This is a genomic window from Thermococcus nautili (assembly GCF_000585495.1).
Taxonomy (GTDB): Archaea; Methanobacteriota_B; Thermococci; order Thermococcales; family Thermococcaceae; genus Thermococcus; species Thermococcus nautili.
Genome location: NZ_CP007264.1, coordinates 747,088 through 761,610, shown reverse-complemented (window position 1 = coordinate 761,610; position 14,523 = coordinate 747,088). Strand labels below are relative to the sequence as shown.

General features: G+C 56.2%; 24 protein-coding genes. 8 read left to right on the top strand and 16 right to left on the bottom strand.

The genetic code is table 11. The features are described from left to right. Positions 1 to 17: 17 nt before the first annotated feature. On the top strand, positions 18 to 440 hold the full coding sequence (locus BD01_RS04170; RefSeq protein ID WP_042690411.1) for a hypothetical protein: 423 nt from the start codon (positions 18 to 20) through the stop codon (positions 438 to 440). Positions 441 to 464: 24 nt separating this feature from the next. Here BD01_RS04170 and BD01_RS04165 read toward each other — a convergent pair whose 3' ends face one another. Genes BD01_RS04165 through BD01_RS04150 form a run of 4 tightly spaced genes read right to left on the bottom strand, consistent with a single transcriptional unit; the run spans position 465 to position 2,323 of the window. Beyond that, positions 465 to 995, bottom strand: coding sequence for a DUF2250 domain-containing protein (locus BD01_RS04165; RefSeq protein WP_042690408.1), 531 nt, complete (start codon positions 993 to 995; stop codon positions 465 to 467). Then, the gene (locus BD01_RS04160; RefSeq protein ID WP_042690404.1) at positions 943 to 1,374 is read right to left on the bottom strand and encodes a methyltransferase family protein; all 432 of its coding nucleotides are present in this window, start codon (positions 1,372 to 1,374) and stop codon (positions 943 to 945) included. Before BD01_RS04160 ends, BD01_RS04165 begins: the two co-directional genes overlap by 53 nt. A 3-nt stretch (positions 1,375 to 1,377) precedes the next feature. After that, on the bottom strand, positions 1,378 to 1,785 hold the full coding sequence (locus BD01_RS04155; RefSeq protein ID WP_042690401.1) for a NifB/NifX family molybdenum-iron cluster-binding protein: 408 nt from the start codon (positions 1,783 to 1,785) through the stop codon (positions 1,378 to 1,380). Positions 1,786 to 1,840: 55 nt separating this feature from the next. Further along, the gene (locus tag BD01_RS04150; protein WP_245599270.1) at positions 1,841 to 2,323 is read right to left on the bottom strand and encodes a ferritin family protein; all 483 of its coding nucleotides are present in this window, start codon (positions 2,321 to 2,323) and stop codon (positions 1,841 to 1,843) included. Positions 2,324 to 2,429: 106 nt separating this feature from the next. Here BD01_RS04150 and BD01_RS04145 point away from each other — a divergent pair, with 106 nt between their 5' ends. The 4 genes from BD01_RS04145 to BD01_RS04130 all read left to right on the top strand — a co-directional run bounded on the left by BD01_RS04145 (position 2,430) and on the right by BD01_RS04130 (position 5,089). Next, on the top strand, positions 2,430 to 3,299 hold the full coding sequence (locus tag BD01_RS04145) for a P-loop NTPase (protein ID WP_042690396.1): 870 nt from the start codon (positions 2,430 to 2,432) through the stop codon (positions 3,297 to 3,299). Next, positions 3,299 to 4,189, top strand: a complete 891-nt coding sequence (locus BD01_RS04140) for a nucleotide-binding protein (protein WP_042690394.1) — start codon at positions 3,299 to 3,301, stop codon at positions 4,187 to 4,189. The genes BD01_RS04145 and BD01_RS04140 overlap by 1 nt, the downstream gene beginning before the upstream one ends. Before the next feature lie 62 nt (positions 4,190 to 4,251). Next, positions 4,252 to 4,665, top strand: a complete 414-nt coding sequence (gene pfdA, locus BD01_RS04135; RefSeq protein ID WP_042690391.1) for a prefoldin subunit alpha — start codon at positions 4,252 to 4,254, stop codon at positions 4,663 to 4,665. A gap of 88 nt (positions 4,666 to 4,753) precedes the next feature. Continuing rightward, positions 4,754 to 5,089 carry a PRC-barrel domain-containing protein gene (locus tag BD01_RS04130; protein ID WP_042690390.1) on the top strand — a complete coding sequence of 112 codons (336 nt, stop codon included), beginning with the start codon at positions 4,754 to 4,756 and terminating at the stop codon, positions 5,087 to 5,089. Here the strand turns inward: BD01_RS04130 and BD01_RS04125 are convergent. The 3 genes from BD01_RS04125 to acs are packed head-to-tail and all read right to left on the bottom strand — an operon-like array spanning position 5,086 to position 7,871. After that, a complete protein-coding gene (locus tag BD01_RS04125; protein WP_042690387.1) occupies positions 5,086 to 5,784 on the bottom strand; it encodes a metallophosphoesterase family protein in 699 nt (232 codons plus the stop codon). The two genes, BD01_RS04130 and BD01_RS04125, sit on opposite strands and share 4 nt — an antisense overlap. Positions 5,785 to 5,816: 32 nt before the next feature. After that, positions 5,817 to 6,419 (bottom strand): hypothetical protein, encoded by a 603-nt coding sequence (locus tag BD01_RS04120; RefSeq protein WP_042690385.1) that lies wholly within the window; start codon positions 6,417 to 6,419, stop codon positions 5,817 to 5,819. Between the two features lie 60 nt (positions 6,420 to 6,479). After that, complete coding sequence (acs, locus tag BD01_RS04115; RefSeq protein ID WP_042690382.1) at positions 6,480 to 7,871, bottom strand: acetate--CoA ligase alpha subunit; 1,392 nt, start codon at positions 7,869 to 7,871, stop codon at positions 6,480 to 6,482. Positions 7,872 to 8,093: 222 nt separating this feature from the next. Between acs and BD01_RS04110 the strand changes: the two genes are divergently transcribed. Both BD01_RS04110 and fen read left to right on the top strand, forming a co-directional pair. Further along, positions 8,094 to 8,549 (top strand): phosphate-starvation-inducible PsiE family protein, encoded by a 456-nt coding sequence (locus tag BD01_RS04110; RefSeq protein ID WP_042690379.1) that lies wholly within the window; start codon positions 8,094 to 8,096, stop codon positions 8,547 to 8,549. A 91-nt stretch (positions 8,550 to 8,640) separates the two neighbouring features. Beyond that, complete coding sequence (fen, locus tag BD01_RS04105; protein ID WP_042690376.1) at positions 8,641 to 9,660, top strand: flap endonuclease-1; 1,020 nt, start codon at positions 8,641 to 8,643, stop codon at positions 9,658 to 9,660. On the opposite strand, the gene BD01_RS04100 is transcribed toward fen, so the two are convergent. The 7 genes from BD01_RS04100 to BD01_RS11045 form a co-directional block, all read right to left on the bottom strand. Beyond that, complete coding sequence (locus BD01_RS04100) at positions 9,657 to 10,556, bottom strand: transcription initiation factor IIB (protein ID WP_042690374.1); 900 nt, start codon at positions 10,554 to 10,556, stop codon at positions 9,657 to 9,659. The two genes, fen and BD01_RS04100, sit on opposite strands and share 4 nt — an antisense overlap. Positions 10,557 to 10,578: 22 nt before the next feature. Beyond that, positions 10,579 to 10,872 (bottom strand): hypothetical protein, encoded by a 294-nt coding sequence (locus BD01_RS04095; protein WP_042690371.1) that lies wholly within the window; start codon positions 10,870 to 10,872, stop codon positions 10,579 to 10,581. Positions 10,873 to 10,886: 14 nt separating this feature from the next. Continuing rightward, positions 10,887 to 11,225 carry a DNA-binding protein gene (locus tag BD01_RS04090; protein ID WP_042690369.1) on the bottom strand — a complete coding sequence of 113 codons (339 nt, stop codon included), beginning with the start codon at positions 11,223 to 11,225 and terminating at the stop codon, positions 10,887 to 10,889. Between the two features lie 73 nt (positions 11,226 to 11,298). Next, positions 11,299 to 11,751, bottom strand: coding sequence for a 30S ribosomal protein S19e (locus BD01_RS04085; protein ID WP_042690366.1), 453 nt, complete (start codon positions 11,749 to 11,751; stop codon positions 11,299 to 11,301). 3 nt (positions 11,752 to 11,754) lie between these two features. Beyond that, positions 11,755 to 12,165: a YhbY family RNA-binding protein gene (locus BD01_RS04080; protein WP_014121791.1), complete on the bottom strand. Its 411-nt coding sequence runs from the start codon at positions 12,163 to 12,165 to the stop codon at positions 11,755 to 11,757. Between the two features lie 58 nt (positions 12,166 to 12,223). Further along, the gene (locus tag BD01_RS04075) at positions 12,224 to 12,619 is read right to left on the bottom strand and encodes a type II toxin-antitoxin system VapC family toxin (protein ID WP_042690363.1); all 396 of its coding nucleotides are present in this window, start codon (positions 12,617 to 12,619) and stop codon (positions 12,224 to 12,226) included. Continuing rightward, the gene (locus tag BD01_RS11045) at positions 12,616 to 12,864 is read right to left on the bottom strand and encodes an AbrB/MazE/SpoVT family DNA-binding domain-containing protein (protein ID WP_014121793.1); all 249 of its coding nucleotides are present in this window, start codon (positions 12,862 to 12,864) and stop codon (positions 12,616 to 12,618) included. Before BD01_RS11045 ends, BD01_RS04075 begins: the two co-directional genes overlap by 4 nt. 79 nt (positions 12,865 to 12,943) lie before the next feature. On the opposite strand from BD01_RS11045, the gene BD01_RS04065 reads away from it, so the two are divergent. Further along, the gene (locus BD01_RS04065; RefSeq protein ID WP_042690361.1) at positions 12,944 to 13,558 is read left to right on the top strand and encodes a DUF7411 family protein; all 615 of its coding nucleotides are present in this window, start codon (positions 12,944 to 12,946) and stop codon (positions 13,556 to 13,558) included. On the opposite strand, the gene rpl18a is transcribed toward BD01_RS04065, so the two are convergent. Together rpl18a and BD01_RS04055 are read right to left on the bottom strand one after the other, a co-directional pair. Further along, complete coding sequence (gene rpl18a / locus BD01_RS04060) at positions 13,542 to 13,775, bottom strand: 50S ribosomal protein L18Ae (RefSeq protein ID WP_042690358.1); 234 nt, start codon at positions 13,773 to 13,775, stop codon at positions 13,542 to 13,544. The two genes, BD01_RS04065 and rpl18a, sit on opposite strands and share 17 nt — an antisense overlap. A gap of 45 nt (positions 13,776 to 13,820) precedes the next feature. After that, positions 13,821 to 14,507, bottom strand: a complete 687-nt coding sequence (locus BD01_RS04055; RefSeq protein ID WP_042690355.1) for a translation initiation factor IF-6 — start codon at positions 14,505 to 14,507, stop codon at positions 13,821 to 13,823. Positions 14,508 to 14,523 lie beyond the last annotated feature (16 nt).

Genomic DNA, 14,523 nt, shown 5'->3' with positions numbered 1-14,523 from the left:
ACATTTTGGGTGAGACCATGAGAAAGGTGGCCCTTGCAATACTCGGAGTGCTTCTCCTCGGAATGGCAGTGCCACAGGCCGGTGCAGTTTCATTGACGACGACGAGCGGGGTTTCCCCAACGACAATAATGATGCTGACGTACTTCTACTACAGGAACTACAACGCCCTGCTCCCTGAGTTCAACGCCACCTACCAGAAGGCAGTTGAGCTTGGAGTGGACAACACCACCCTTTCCAGGGCGATGGAGCTTTACACCAACGCAACGACTTTCATGGAGAAGGCAACTGAGGTTTCTGCTGGGGGCAACATCCTCGCGAGCCTTGGAAGCTACCGCGTCATGATACTCGTCAGGAACGCTTACTTCACCCTCAGGGACGCCTACGAAGTCCTCACCACTGCGATTCAGAACGCCACCGTTGCGAACGTTACCCGCTCCTGATTTTAGTCTATTTTTGTTGCCTCTTTACTGGAGAAATTCCCACAGCCTCTTGAAGAACTCCGTTTTTCTGCCCTTTTCCGTCACGAAGCGCAGTATTTTGAGCTCCTCGATGATGTTGTCGTTGAGTTGGACTTTCCTGCCCGCTTCCCTCACGTCCCTGCTTTCTACAAGGGCGTTAACGACCTTCCAGCCGTCTGGAATGAGGCTGTTGAAGTACCGCTTAAGCCACCACTCGTCAATCGAGCGGACGAAGAGCTCGCCCTCGCGGGAGAGGCGGTAGTAGGTGTGGTGCTTGTGAACCTCGAAGGCCTTCTTGAAGCGCGCCCTGCTTCTCTTTATCGCGCTTCCCGAGTCGCGCTCAATCAACCCGAGCTCGAGGAGGTCGTTTATCGCATCTTCGATGAGCTCAAGGGGTAAACCGCTCACCTTCGCCATCATCTTGGCGTAGTCAACTCCCGCTTTCTTCAGATGGACGAGAACGTAGAGGTGAACCGGCAGAAGCTCAAAGCCTCGGTAGGAACCGGGGCGTTCTTTCCGCGTATTCCCGCCACCCATCGCCGAACCGCTCCTCCAAAGCCTTCTCCTCATCGCCTATAAACTTCACCACGGCGAACCAGTAAACCATGGGTAAGCCGAGCATGAAGCCCCCTATGGTGAAGGAGAAGCCGGGGATTATCAGGAGGCCCCAGATTGAGTATATCGGGTGCCTGACGCGGGAGTAACAGCCTTCCGTCAGCAGTTCTCCTTCCCTGTAAGCTTTTGAAACCTGAAGGTAGCAGATGAGCCACAGTGCAACTCCGACGATAACGAGAACTGCCCCGACTTCCGGGAATCGCAAAGTCTGGAGTCCAAGGGCGGAGTTCAGGTAGAAGGCGAGGAGTGCGTAGGGAAAAGCGAAAAGCGCCACCTTCGGCTCTATGCCCCAGAAGCGCATGGCTCACTCCTCGATTGGGGGCTTTTCAGCCTTCTTCGCCTGTACCTGCTCCCAGAGGTCGTCGAAGTTCTCAATGAGCCTCTGAAGGGCGAGCTTCAAATCCCTCGTCCTCGTGAAGAAGGCAACCTTGTTGGTCTTGTCGCGAATTCTCAGGAAGTTCGGCCCCATTCTGAACGCGGCGAGGACGTCAACGTCGAGGAGCTGGCTCACCACTGCTTTAAACTTCCTCGGGTCGCCGTGCCCCTCGTCCTCTTCTTCGAAGTCCTTAGCCTTGTTCGGCCTCTTCTCGATGAGCCTTACGCTCCCGTCTTCGCAGACCTCGTAGATTGCGAAGAACTCGGAGTCGCCGTAGTGCGCGTCTATCAGGTGTTCATCGTCCTCCATTCCGAACGCGACCTTAAGGCACCTCATGAGCACCACCGCTGAAAGCTCGAAGGGCCCTTTAAAAAGATTTAGGGGAGCCTAATCACAGGTCGATGTCCTCGAACCACTGTTCGATTAAATCTTCTGGAATTTCTTCCTCCCCAACGTTCTCCTGCATGAACTCCCACATCTCGAGGTGCCTCCTCAGGATTTCGGCGTGCTCCCTGCTTATCTCGGCCAGCCAGCGAAAGAGCCTCCTTGCCTTTTCTGATTTGGCCTTCATGCTCAGCTCCGAGTAAAGCTTTGCCGTCGCTTCCTCCGCGTCGATAGCGTAGCGGTAGTAGTCCTCAACGGTCGCTTCGGGGTCAGCGAGGGCCTTCTCAAGGAACTCAAGGGCAACCTCGACTTCCTTCAGTCCCCTCGTGTCTGCAGGCAACTCAACGCCCTCGAGGAGCTTCGCGTTCCTCTCGGCGTGGCTCGCGAGCAGTTTGAGGTCGTCCCTGAAATCCCTCGGGACGAGCGGAATCAGCGCCCTGTAGACTTCAGCCTTCTTTTTCTCTATCCTCACGACGCTCTCCATGCCCATCACCGAGTTTTAATAACCTTGAGTGAATAAAAATCTTTCGCGACTTTCGTGATTATGCACAAAGCTTAAAAGGAATTCGGCTTCCCTAATTTCCGGAGGTGAGAGCTTGCAGATAGCCGTGAGCGGTGGAAAGGGAGGAACCGGAAAGTCAACCGTCGCGATTAACCTCGCGGTCGAGCTTGCGAGGCGCTTCAAGCTGGTCTTAGCTGACCTGGACGTCGAGGCGCCGAACGACCACCTGCTCCTCGGCGTTGAGCTGGCCGGCGAGGAGCCTGTGAACCAGTTCATGCCGAAGTTCGACTACTCAAAGTGCACCAAGTGCAGGAAGTGTGCAGAAGTCTGCGAGGAGCACGCGATAATAACCCTGAAGGACGGGACGCCCTTCCTCATGCCGAACCTCTGTTCGGGCTGTCGGGCCTGTGAGATAGTCTGTCCCGTTCCAGGGGCGATTCTGGAAGCCTTTCGCGTCATCGGCCACACCTACGTGACGGAAACGCCCTACGGCTTCACCCTCGTCACCGGGAAGCTTAGGGAAGGGGAAGAGCGCTCGATGCCCCTCGTCGTTGAGGCCAAGAAGAGGGCCAGAAACCTCGACTACGAGCTCCTGATGGTTGACACGGCGGCGGGAACCGGCAACACCGTTTCGAAGGCCATAGAGGGGTCGAAGCTCCTCATCGCGGTAACCGAGCCGACCCCACTCGGAATCCACGACACCGAGCTCATTCTCCAGCTCGGGAAGCTGATGGGCCTCAAGACCTGGGTCGTCGTCAACAGGGCAGACCTCGGCGACGTCGGGAAGGTGAGGGAGATAGCGGAGAAGTACGGCGCTGAGGTCGTCGCTGAAATCCCCTACAGCGAAAACATCGTGAGGAGCTACGTAAGCGGAAGGCCTATCGTCCTTGAGGACGTTCCCGAGGCGAAAATCTTCCGCGAGCTGGCCGAGAGGGTTGCCGGCTTCCTTGGAGGTGGTGAGTGATGCAGGTAGCGATTGCGAGCGGTAAGGGTGGCGTCGGGAAGAGCACGATAACGGCCTCGCTCCTCTACTTCCTGAAGGATAGGTATAAGCTCATCGCTGTCGATGCCGATGCGGAGGCGCCGAACCTCGGCCTGCTCCTCGGCGTTGAGGAGTGGGAGGAAGAGAGGGAGCACATAGGCGCGAAGGTGGCTAAGATAAACACCGAGACCTGCGTCCGCTGTGGAATCTGCTACGAGCGCTGTCCCTACGAGAGCATCTACATCGACGAGGACGGCAACTACATCGTCAACGAGCTCACCTGCGAGGGCTGCAACGTCTGCGGTTTAGTTTGCCCTGTTCCTGGGACGATAACCCTTGAGCAGGCCCGCTCCGGCGTTATCAGAAAGGCGACCACCAAGTACGGATTCCCGATAATCTCGGCCCAGCTCGACGTCGGCAGGCCCGAGAGCGGTAAGCTCGTCACCGAGGAAAAGGAGTGGGCGAAGAAGCTGATGGACGAGCTCAACCTGGAGCACATGATTGTTGATAGCGCGGCCGGAATCGGCTGTCAGGTGATAGCGAGCATAGGTGGGGCCGATTTGACGATACTGATTGCCGAGCCTACTCCTGCTTCGCTCAGCGACGTTCAGAGGGCTTACAAGGTCGTTCAGCACTTCAGACAGCCGGCTTATCTGATAATCAACAAGGCCGACTTGAACCCGGGCTTTACCGCCCTTAGGGAGTGGGCCGAGGCCGAGGGGATTCCCGTTATCGGCGAGGTCCCCTACGACAGGGCCATCCCAAAGAGCATGGCGATGCTTAAACCCGTCGTTGAGGCCTTCCCCGACAGCCCGGCGAGCAAAGCGCTCAAGGAGATTGCCGAGAGAATCGCTGAGGAAATCCTTGGCTGATTTCCCCTTTCTTTTAACCCAAACCTTAAAAGCCTCCCTCCGTAGTTTCTCCGGTGGTAGCGATGGTTGAGAAGGAGATGGAGAAGCTCGCTTACGAGTATCAGCTCCTGCAGGCGCAGGCTCAGTTGCTGGCCCAGAACCTTGAGCTCCTCACCCTCGGAAGGGACGAGTTTAAGGCCGTCAAGGAGACGCTGGAGGAGCTCAAGAAGACCGAGGGAGAGGTTGAAATCCTCGTTCCGATTGGGGCCGGTTCCTTCCTCAAGGGTAAGATAACCGACAAGGAGAACGCGATTGTGAGCGTTGGAGCCGGCTACGCCGTCGAGAAGAACCTCGATAGCGCCATCGAGTACCTCGAGGAGCGCATAAAGGAGTACGACGAGGCAATCGCGAAGACCCAGGAAGCTCTGAAGAAGCTTGAGGCCCAGCTCGGGGAGCTCGCCAAGAAGGCGCAGGAGTTGCAGGCCAAGAAGGCTTGATTCCCTTCCCGTTTTTGGATTCCTTTGGAAAAAGGTTTTATACGTTAATCCCCAAGGGGTTACACGATTAATCCCAGAGGTGGCGGAGATGGTCAAGATAATGGCATCCAAGCTTAGGGATGTTGAGCTCATAACTGACACTGGAATAAGACTCGGGTGGGTCTACGACCTCAGTTTCGACGAGGAGACCGGTGAAATCCTTGTAATCGTCGCCGAGCCCGACGAGGACCTCGACACGAGCGAGTTCGTTACCGACCACGAGGGGCTTCTCCTCATCCCCGTGAGTGCAGTGAAGAGCATAGGCGAGGTCATAATAATAGACACCAACAAGCTCGCAGTCCGCTCCAAGCTCAAACGCCTTCCGAAGGCAACCTCCCCGAGACCGAGGGGAACCCTTGAGGGCGGTCTGAAGAAAAAGGACTAAAGGCCCTCAAAGAGTCTGTCCGCTAAAAACCTTGGCAATCCTGCCTCTATTATCTTCCTCGCGCTCTCTTCGACGTCATATTCGACCCGGTGGAAGGTCACTTCTCCCCTTTCCGTGTCCATCAGCACGTAGCTCGCCCGCCAGTCCCCGTCCCTCGGCTGGCCGACGGAGCCGGGGTTTATTATTCTCCTTCCCCCGATTTCCTTCAGCATCGGTACGTGGGTGTGGCCGAGAAGCAGGTCGTCCTGGCGGACGTAGCTCAGAACCGCTCTAAACTCGCTCTCGGGAAGCCAGGGGAAGAGGTACTCGTCGAGGGGCGCCCTCGGCGAACCGTGGATGAGAAGGTAGCTTCTGCCCGTGTCGTCCGTGAAGAGTTGCCTTACTGGAAGTCGCCTGAGGAACTCAAGGTTCTCGACGGTCATGACGCGCTGGTGCCACCTTACGGCCTGTCTCGCGTATGGGTTGAAGCTCCAGTCCGCGCCGAAGGCTATGGCGTTGTCGTGGTTTCCTCTGACGCAGGGAAAGGTTCTCCTCCCCATTTGCTTCCGCACGAACTCAACGACCTCGTTCGGGCTTGCCCCGTAGCCAACGAGGTCGCCCATGCAGAGGAAGGCGTCTGCATCCTTAATCTCGTCCCACACGGCTTCGAGGGCTTCAAGGTTCGAATGAATATCGCTTATGAGTGCCATGAGCATGCCTGCCACCGTGGAAAAATTGGGGTGGGAACTTAAAGCTTCATCCCCAGCCAGAACAGGCCAAAGCCAAGAACCATGAGCCCGACGCCGAGGGGAAGCTGGTACTCCGGGGAGCCACTGGCGCGGCAGGCCTCAACAATCTCTCGGTGGTGCTTGGTGCAGTTCTTGAACTCAAAGTAGCTCGCAGGGTCGTCGTAAACGGCCATGGCCCTTATCCTCGTCCCGTTTTCTACGAGTATTCCCCGAATGCGCCTTCCGTAGAGAGTGTCCCCCACGTGGAGGGTGCCGTTGATGTAGGTTGCCTCAAGCTCCCTGAAGTCCCTCCCCGGAAAAATCGTTAGCGTCCCGCTGACGTTGAATCCGACCCTGCCTGAAACTTTCAGGTAGAACTCCCGCAGGGGGACGAAGTAATCGCTCAGGAAGACGAAATAGCCCCCGTTGGCATCGTAGGTGACGTTTGGAGGTGTGGCATTTGGAGGCCACACGAAAACATTCCCTGAGTTAGCCTTTAACTCAAGGGCGGGAAACGTGAAAGGACAGGCAATTCCCGAGCAGTTCGGCCGGTCGTAAGTCGCGGCAAGGACGAAACCGATTGTGAAGAGAACGATTCCAAAAAGTTTCAGCCAGCGCTTCATCACGACCCTCACTGAATTACGCGTTGGAAGTATAAAAAGATTTTGGAGAAGAAGCGAAATTCACTTCTGCTTGGCCTTCCACCTGCTCCAGCGGTAGAGCGCCGCGAGGGCCTTGATAGCGCGCTCGGGCTCCGGATAGGCTGGTATTCCCTCCTCGTTGAGCCTGTCAATTGCTTCCTTGGCCTCGATTCCGCCGACGATGGCAACGACGAGGGGCTTCTTCCTTCCGCTGGCGTTGTACTCGCGGATGACTATGTCTGCCAAATCCCTCGGGTCGAGAACGGCGGTCTGGCAGTACAGGACGGCTATGCTGTGCATCTCCGGGTGTGCGAGGGCGTCTCTAATGGCTCCCTCGTAGCTCTCGGCACCTGCCATACCGGTCAGGTCAACTGGGTTCTTGTAGGAACCGAAGGGCGGCATGTGGTTGGCGAAGACCTTGAGCTCCTCAATGTTGTCGTAGAGGTGAAGACCGGCTTCTTCAGCGGCGTCGGTGGCCATGACTCCTATTCCACCGCCGTTGGTGATTATGACGAGGTTCTCTCCCTCGGGCTCGGGGAGGTTGCTGAGGGTTCTCGCGTAGTCGAAGGCCTCACCGATGGTGTAGGCCCTTATGACGCCTGCCTGCTTGAATGCGGCATCGTAAACCTTGTCGCTTCCCGCGAGTGAGCCGGTGTGGGAAGCTGCCGCCTTGGCACCGCGCTCGCTCCTTCCGGCCTTGATGATGACTATCGGCTTGACCTTGCTGACCTCCTTCGCGGTCTCCATGAACTTCCTTCCGTCCTTGACGCCCTCCATGTAGATGAGTATGGCCTTGGTGTTCTCGTCCTCCTTGAAGAACTCGAGCAGGTCGGCGTCGTCTATGTCGCTCTTGTTTCCAACGCTGACGACCGCTGAGAGGCCGACCTTCTCAAGAATCGTCCAGCCCATTAGGGCTATTCCAAGCGCTCCGCTCTGGCTGATGAGCGCGAGCGGGCCCGGAAGGACGTCGGTCGGACCAAAGGTCGCGTTGAGCTTATCTGGAGTGTAAACGACACCGAAGATGTTCGGACCGAGGATTCTCATGCCGTACTTTCTGGCGGTCTCAACGAGCTGCTGCTCAATCTTCTTACCCTCCTCTCCGAGCTCGCCGAAACCGGAACTTATAATCGGGAGAACCTTGACGCCCTTCTTTCCGCAGTCCTCGACGACCTGCGGGACGAACTTGGCGGGAACGACTATAACGGCCATGTCGACCTCGTCGGGAACCTCAAGAATGCTCTTGTAGGACTTGAAAACGCGGTTGCCAATCTTAATCTCAACGCCCTTGATGTTGACGGGGTATATTTTGCCCTCGTAGCCGTACTCCACGAGGTTCTTCATAATCGCGTACCCTATCTTGCCCGGCTTCTCGGAGGCGCCTATCACGGCGATGCTCTTCGGCCTGAAAAGGGCTTCGATGTTCGGGTCAACCATTTTTATCACCTCGGATGACATTCACGCTTTTACGTCTGTAAAAGGCAGTTAAAACCTTTCCCTTCTCTTTTTGCCGATATCGGACTCGACGGACGTTAAAACACCTGAAGTTCCCAACTGATGTTTCAAAATTCTCAGCGAGGATTTCTTAGGCTTTCAAAGAACCCTTAGGTTTGCCGAAAAGTTTTTAGCGAATGGGCCCAGGATTGGTTGGGTGTGTAAATGGGAAGGAAGCACCATGACGTTGGCATCATTGAGAACCTCCTCCTGAAGTGGCTCAGCGTGCTCTTTGACATAGTTGTCATAGGTCTTGCAACCGTAACTATGGGCTACGTTGTGTACCTGATGTTCCAGCTAGTCACGGAAACTTTTCACGCCTTCAACATCGAGGAGGTACTGCACCAGATAGTTCTCGTTGTAATCTTCCTTGAAATCTTTGAACTGCTCACCATGTACGTCAAGGAGCACCACGTCAGCATGAGGAACGTCGTTGAGCTCGGCGTTCTGGCGATGGTGCGAAAGATTATAATCACCCTTGACTACAACCAGCTCGGCTGGCAGACGCTCCTCGGCATGGCGGCGCTGATTTTCGTGATGGGCTGGATTTACGTGCAGGAGAGGCAGAGGAGGACGAAGCACGAGGAGTTCCTCATCGAGAAGGGTCTCTACCGCCGATGAGGAGCCTTCCCCTCCCTGAGATGTGATGACAACCCGGTAGACCGAGGCAAACCCTAAATACTCCTTTCCCAACTTTTCTTGGGTGGTGAAGGTGGGAGTCCAAATCGGCGAGCTCGTTCCGCGGAAGGAAATCGAGCTGGAGAGGCTTTACGGAAAGAAAGTGGCCATAGATGCATTCAACGCCATGTACCAGTTCCTCTCGACCATAAGACAGCGCGACGGGACGCCCCTAATGGATTCGAAGGGCAGGATAACCTCTCACCTGAGCGGGTTCTTCTACAGGACGATTAACCTGATGGAGGCGGGCATAAAGCCAGCTTATGTCTTCGACGGCGAACCCCCGGCGTTCAAGAAAAGGGAGCTTGAGAAGAGGCGTGAAGCCAGGGAGGAGGCCGAGGAGAAGTGGCACGAGGCCCTCGAGAGGGGGGACATAGAGGAGGCCAAGAAGTACGCGATGAGGGCGACGAGGCTCAACCAGACCCTCATAGAGGACGCCAAGAAGCTCCTTGAGCTAATGGGTGTTCCGGTGGTTCAGGCCCCGAGCGAGGGAGAGGCCCAAGCTGCCTACATGGCCTCCAAGAAAGACGTCTACGCCTCCGCGAGCCAGGACTACGACAGCCTTCTCTTCGGGGCGCCGAGGCTCGTCAGGAACCTCACGATAACGGGAAGGAGGAAGCTCCCCGGCAAGAACGTCTACGTTGAGGTTAAGCCCGAGCTCATAATTCTCGAAGAGGTTCTAAAAGAGCTGGGCATAGACAGGGAGAAGCTCATCGAGCTGGCAATTCTCGTTGGAACGGACTACAACCCGGGCGGAATCAAGGGAATCGGGCCCAAGAAGGCTTTAACGATAGTCAAGCGCTCGAAGGACCCCCTGAAGAAGTACCAGAAGGAGAGCGACGTTGATTTGTACGCGATAAAGGAGTTCTTCCTGAATCCCCCTGTCACGGACGATTACGAGCTCAAGTGGCGCGAGCCTGACGAGGAAGGAATCCTCAGGTTCCTCTGCGACGAGCACGACTTCAGCGAGGAGCGCGTTAAGAACGGCCTTGAAAGACTGAAGAAAGCCGTAAAGGCAGGAAAACAGAGAACGCTCGAGAGCTGGTTCCGCTAAAGCGGTATCTTGAGGTTCAGCTTGTCAACGAGCTCCTTGTAGCGGTTCCGAACGGTGACCTCGGTGACGCGCGCGACCTCGGCCACTTCCCTCTGCGTTCTTTTCTCTCCCTCGAGCAGTCCCGCTATGTAGAGCGCCGCCGCGACCAGACCGGCCGGGCTCTTTCCGCTCGTGAGGCCCTTCTCGTAGGCCTCCTCAAGTATCTGGATTGCCCTCCTCCGCACCTTCTCGCTCAGGCCGAGCTCGTCGGCGAACTTGTTCACGTAATCGGTCGGTTTGACGAAGAGCTTCTTCGGGGTTAGGTTGAGGTGCCTCGCTATGAAGCGGAAGCTCCTTCCTATTTCCTTCTTGTCAACGCGCGAGATGTCCGCTATCTCGTCGAGCGTTCTGGGGACCTTCAAAAGTCGGCAGGCCGCATAAACGCAGGCCGCTATGACTGCCTCTATCGAGCGACCCCTTATGAGGCCCTTTCTGACTGCCTCCCTGTAGAGCCTTGCCGCCTCTTCCTCCACGTGCCTCGGGAGCTTGAGCTGGCTCGCTATCCTGTCGAGCTCGCTCAGTGCGAAAGCTAAGTTCCTCTCGGCCGCGTCGCTGACCCTTAAGCGGCTCTGCCACTTCCTGAGGCGGTACATCTTCTCCCTCATCAGGCCGGTGAGGGAGCGGTCTATTCCTATGTCGGTCGAGAGACCTTTATCGTGGAGGAGTATGCTCTCCGGCGCTCCAACGCGCGCCCTCTTCTCCCTCTGGCTGGGGTCAAAGGCTCTCCACTCCGGCCCCTCATCGACAACGTTCTCCTCGATGACGTAACCGCAAACCTTACAGACTATTTCACCCCTGCTGGGGTCGTAGATGAACTCGGTAGAGCCACAGACGGGACACACTCTCTTCCCGCTCACTCAAACACCCCCGGCCGGCGGGCTATTTTGCAAGCCCCTTATAAACCTTAACTTTCGGAAAGACGAACTTCAACAGCCAGAGCAGGTCTTCCTTCTGGAAGGTTATCCTCTCCAAAACCCGGACGTCCCAGTCGTCCTCGACTATGTTGGCGTAAATCCAGAGGAAAACGGGGTTCTCCTCGCTACCCACGTGCCGGTTCTTGTAGAGGACGTCCGCCGTGCCGTCCTCGTTCTTCCTCACGGAGACGACCTTCCAGGTGTCGAGACTGACCTCTCCCTTTTCGTCGAGAATCTTCACTATCTCCCGCGCGTCCATTAATGCACCGTCCGCTACCACTTAATCCTGAACTCCCTTCTCGTCCTTTCGTCAATCTGGGCTAAAATTCTCTTCAGCTTGGCGTCGTCTATCGGTTCCCTTATCTGGCCGGCCTGGTAGAGCTGAACGAGGACGAGCTCAACCTGTCTCGCGAGTTCCGGTCTAACGAGCTTAACGCGACCTAGCCTCTCCCTCGCGTCCGGCGTCAGGATTTTCCTCATTATGGCATCGAGCTGGGCCTGGAGCTCCATCTCCTGCCTCATTGCCTCCTCCTGGGCCTTCTGCTGTTCAAGGTATCTCTTCTGAAGCTCCATGAGCTTGCGCTTCCTAATCTCCTCAATGTCCTCGGCCATGTCCCTCACCTCCGGTTCAGGCTCAGAAGCGGGAGTTAAAAAGGTATTGGGTGGGATGTGAGAAAAGGGGAGCTCAGTACTTCTTGAGCTCCGGAATCTGCTCCTCAAGCTCCTTCTTGAGCTCGGTGGCAATCTTGTCAAGGAAGCTCTGGCCCTTCGGGGTTATGACCCTTCCCTCTCCCGGAACCTTCTGGACGAAGCCGGCCGCCTCAAGCTGCTGGAGGGCCTTCCTGATTATGCTTCCCCCGGCCTTGTAGAAGTGCTCCGGGGCGTGTCCGCGGTTCTTCCTGCCTCCGTACCAGGTCCTGAGCCTCTCGATTCCGACGGGGCCGTCGATGTAGACCTTTCTGAGTATGCTGGCAACCCTGTAGTACCACCAGTCGTCCTGCTCTGGAAGTCTCTCCTTGTGCCTTCCGGTCTTAACGAAGGGCGCCCACTCGGGGGGCTTTATCTCCTCAACCTCTTTGAGTGCCTGCGCGACCCTCTCGACGAGCAGGTCACCGGGAACGTCATAGACAGTCGCCATCTTTCAATCCCTCCCCTTCCTAAACTTCTTCCTGAAGTTAGCGATGTCGAGCCTGACTTTACGGACGGGCTTCTCCCGCCTCTCAGCCGACGCCTTTCTTTCAAGGCGCCTTAAATACCTTTCCCAGCCTTCCCTCGGTTTGAACAATATAAACCTTTTGCCCCTGACGTCTATCAGCTCGCTGTCGGTGAGCTCGGCTACCTTCTCCGCTATGGCCTTTCTGTCCATTCCGGTCGAGATGAGCGCTCCCTTCCTTATCTCAACCTTAAGGACACCGTCCTTCTCAAGCTGTGTCTCAATTTCCTCAATCACGCTCTCGGCGAGACCCTTCTTACCAATCCACGCTCGCGGTTCGATGTCGTAGTATCTCGCGCGCAGAGCCCTCCTCACTTTACCGGGTAAGCGTTTCTCCATCTCTCTCACCTCTTAACCTCTCGCCCGAAAGGGCCTTAAAAAGGTTGGCCTTTTAAGGCTATTTGCCGAACCTCTCCATGACTTCCTCCGGCGTTAGAACCTCCGGAAGCCAGCTGAAGTGCTTCTTGTTGTAGGTAACCAGCGGGGCGTTGAGCTTCAGAGCCAATGAGCCTATCATGTAATCCCTCGCGTTCTTCGAGAAGTCCCAGCGACCGAGGGCAGATTCCACCGCAAGCTCTGCACATTCCCAATCAAAGTCCATAACCTCAATTGCCAGCGAGTTGAAAACGGCCATTAACTTGCTCCTAGCTTCGGCGAGACCCTTTCGTCTGGCATATTTGTAGAGCAGTTCCATATAAACCACCGAACTCGTTACTGGCTCAAGGTCTGAGTGCTTCAACCATTCGAGAAAGGTCCTGTTGTTGAAGACGTTGGTATCGAGTACAACGTTCATTCCTCTCCCTCCAGCTCGCGCAGAGAGCGTTCTATACCCCTCGCCAGTCCCTGTCTAACTTCTTCAACTGTCTCGTCTATGTCGCTTGTTATCTCGCTAAGCTCCTTGAGGAGGTCGGTAAGCTTCATCAAAACGTAACGATTCCCCTCTCTAACGAAAACCACCTCGTCTCCGGCCTTTATTCCAAGCGCCTCCCTAACCTCCTTGGGTATCGTGACCTGGTATTTCTTCGTGACGACTGGCATTACCTTCACCGATATGGTATTACCCTCAACCCTTAATAACCCCTGCGGTCGCTAATAAGCCCGGGAAAAGGTGATGACGATGAAAGTTCACCACCTCTACTCCGGCGGAAAGGATTCAAGTCTGTCGGCGTGGATTCTGAGCCAGCTCGGCTACGAGGTCGAGCTCGTGACGGTCACCTTCGGCCTGCTCGACAACTGGAGGTACGCGAGGGAAACAGCTGAGAGGCTCGGCTTCAAGCATAGAGTTCTGGAGCTTCCGGTTGAAATCCTCGAAAAAGCCGGGGAGATGGCAATAAGCGACGGTCACCCGAACAACGCGATACAGTTCATCCACGAGAGGGCTCTGGAGGCTCTGGCGTCCCTTCCCGAAGTGGAAAGGGTGAGCGATGGGACGCGGAGAGACGACAGGGTTCCGCTCCTCGACCTGCCAAAAGCGAGGTCGCTGGAGGACAGGTTTGGGGTTGCCTACATAAGGCCTCTCCTAGGCCTCGGTTACAAGACGATACGCGAGCTGACCGAGAAGCTCTTCGTCGTCGAAATCCGGGAGAGCGAGGAGCTTGAGAAGGCTGACTACGAGGTTGAGCTGAGGCATCTCCTCAGGGAGAATGGCATCGACCCGCTCGAAATCTTTCCGAAGAGACACTACCAGTCGAGGGTTCTGGGGTGGAAAAGAGAAATCAGAGCTCGAGGCTGAGCCTCCTGACTATCGGGTTCTCCGCCTCTTCCGGCTTTATCTCCTCGATGCTCTCAATCCATATCTTGGTTCTCGGGACGCGGTGCTTGCTCCCTATCTCGGAGTAGACGAGCTCGACGACGTGCTCCGGCTTGAGAGCGCGGTACTCCTTGGTGAAGGGCTGCTTGAGCTTACCCCTCTGGAAGATTCCCTTAACACGGTAGACCTTGACCTCCATTTCCATCCCTCCTTCAGCGGGCCTTTGAAGGTGAACTTTTAAGCTTTATCCGAGGAAGCCTAAAGCCTCTTCAATCTTCACTATCTCCGGACCCGTCGTCAGGTGTCCGACGACGACGCCGTGTGAGTTGGCTATCATGCACGAGCCAACGAAGGGAACGCCCATGTTGGCGGTTCCGACGTATATATCGACCTTGAAGAGGTCGCTCAGCCACTCAAGCTCCTCGTCGGTCGCCTCGGGGTGCACGAGACCGCCCCTGTTCGTGACGACGCCGACGCTTCCAACCGCCGTGTAGTCGGCTATGACTCCCCTCTCAACCGGAACGCCGAGAATATCTTCAATCTTCCTCGCTTCCTCCCTCGTGAAGTCCTTGCTGACCAGAGCGCCTTTGTCATTGGCCAGAATCAAGTTTCCGAAGGCGGTGAGCCTGCTCTGGAAGGGGACGACCTCCATGTCAATCCCGTACTCCCTGAGCCGGGCGTTTATGAAGTCGAGCTCGGCGTCCCAGATGTACCAGGGGACTATCAGGGCGTTGGAGTTGCCGGCAACGAATATGCCGACGATGCGCGACTTCATGACGCTCGTCTCGATGAGCGGGACCTTCAAAACTTCCCTGAGGACCTCTAGCTTCTTCTCGCCGAGGCCCTCTCTAATCACCGCTACCCTGTCGGTGGCGAAGCCGTAAACGCCGAGGTATGGGGAGTTTTCAAAATCGAGCCTCTCGATGTGCATCTCTTCACCTCTAAAA

Bases quoted from the DNA above. Each gene is read 5' to 3' on its own strand.
- BD01_RS04095 (WP_042690371.1), bottom strand. From the start codon at position 10,872: ATGGACGCGCGGGAGATAGTGAAGATTCTCGACGAAAAGGGAGAGGTC.
- BD01_RS04085 (WP_042690366.1), bottom strand. From the start codon at position 11,751: ATGGCGACTGTCTATGACGTTCCCGGTGACCTGCTCGTCGAGAGGGTC.
- BD01_RS04120 (WP_042690385.1), bottom strand. From the start codon at position 6,419: ATGAAGCGCTGGCTGAAACTTTTTGGAATCGTTCTCTTCACAATCGGT.
- BD01_RS04110 (WP_042690379.1), top strand. From the start codon at position 8,094: ATGGGAAGGAAGCACCATGACGTTGGCATCATTGAGAACCTCCTCCTG.
- BD01_RS04055 (WP_042690355.1), bottom strand. From the start codon at position 14,507: ATGCACATCGAGAGGCTCGATTTTGAAAACTCCCCATACCTCGGCGTT.
- BD01_RS04165 (WP_042690408.1), bottom strand. From the start codon at position 995: ATGGGTGGCGGGAATACGCGGAAAGAACGCCCCGGTTCCTACCGAGGC.
- BD01_RS04170 (WP_042690411.1), top strand. From the start codon at position 18: ATGAGAAAGGTGGCCCTTGCAATACTCGGAGTGCTTCTCCTCGGAATG.
- BD01_RS11045 (WP_014121793.1), bottom strand. From the start codon at position 12,864: ATGCCAGTCGTCACGAAGAAATACCAGGTCACGATACCCAAGGAGGTT.
- BD01_RS04080 (WP_014121791.1), bottom strand. From the start codon at position 12,165: ATGGAGAAACGCTTACCCGGTAAAGTGAGGAGGGCTCTGCGCGCGAGA.
- rpl18a (WP_042690358.1), bottom strand. From the start codon at position 13,775: ATGGAGGTCAAGGTCTACCGTGTTAAGGGAATCTTCCAGAGGGGTAAG.
- acs (WP_042690382.1), bottom strand. From the start codon at position 7,871: ATGGTTGACCCGAACATCGAAGCCCTTTTCAGGCCGAAGAGCATCGCC.
- BD01_RS04065 (WP_042690361.1), top strand. From the start codon at position 12,944: ATGAAAGTTCACCACCTCTACTCCGGCGGAAAGGATTCAAGTCTGTCG.
- BD01_RS04160 (WP_042690404.1), bottom strand. From the start codon at position 1,374: ATGCGCTTCTGGGGCATAGAGCCGAAGGTGGCGCTTTTCGCTTTTCCC.
- pfdA (WP_042690391.1), top strand. From the start codon at position 4,252: ATGGTTGAGAAGGAGATGGAGAAGCTCGCTTACGAGTATCAGCTCCTG.
- BD01_RS04125 (WP_042690387.1), bottom strand. From the start codon at position 5,784: ATGCTCATGGCACTCATAAGCGATATTCATTCGAACCTTGAAGCCCTC.
- BD01_RS04130 (WP_042690390.1), top strand. From the start codon at position 4,754: ATGGTCAAGATAATGGCATCCAAGCTTAGGGATGTTGAGCTCATAACT.
- BD01_RS04075 (WP_042690363.1), bottom strand. From the start codon at position 12,619: ATGAACGTTGTACTCGATACCAACGTCTTCAACAACAGGACCTTTCTC.
- BD01_RS04140 (WP_042690394.1), top strand. From the start codon at position 3,299: ATGCAGGTAGCGATTGCGAGCGGTAAGGGTGGCGTCGGGAAGAGCACG.
- BD01_RS04150 (WP_245599270.1), bottom strand. From the start codon at position 2,323: ATGGGCATGGAGAGCGTCGTGAGGATAGAGAAAAAGAAGGCTGAAGTC.
- BD01_RS04090 (WP_042690369.1), bottom strand. From the start codon at position 11,225: ATGGCCGAGGACATTGAGGAGATTAGGAAGCGCAAGCTCATGGAGCTT.
- BD01_RS04155 (WP_042690401.1), bottom strand. From the start codon at position 1,785: ATGAGGTGCCTTAAGGTCGCGTTCGGAATGGAGGACGATGAACACCTG.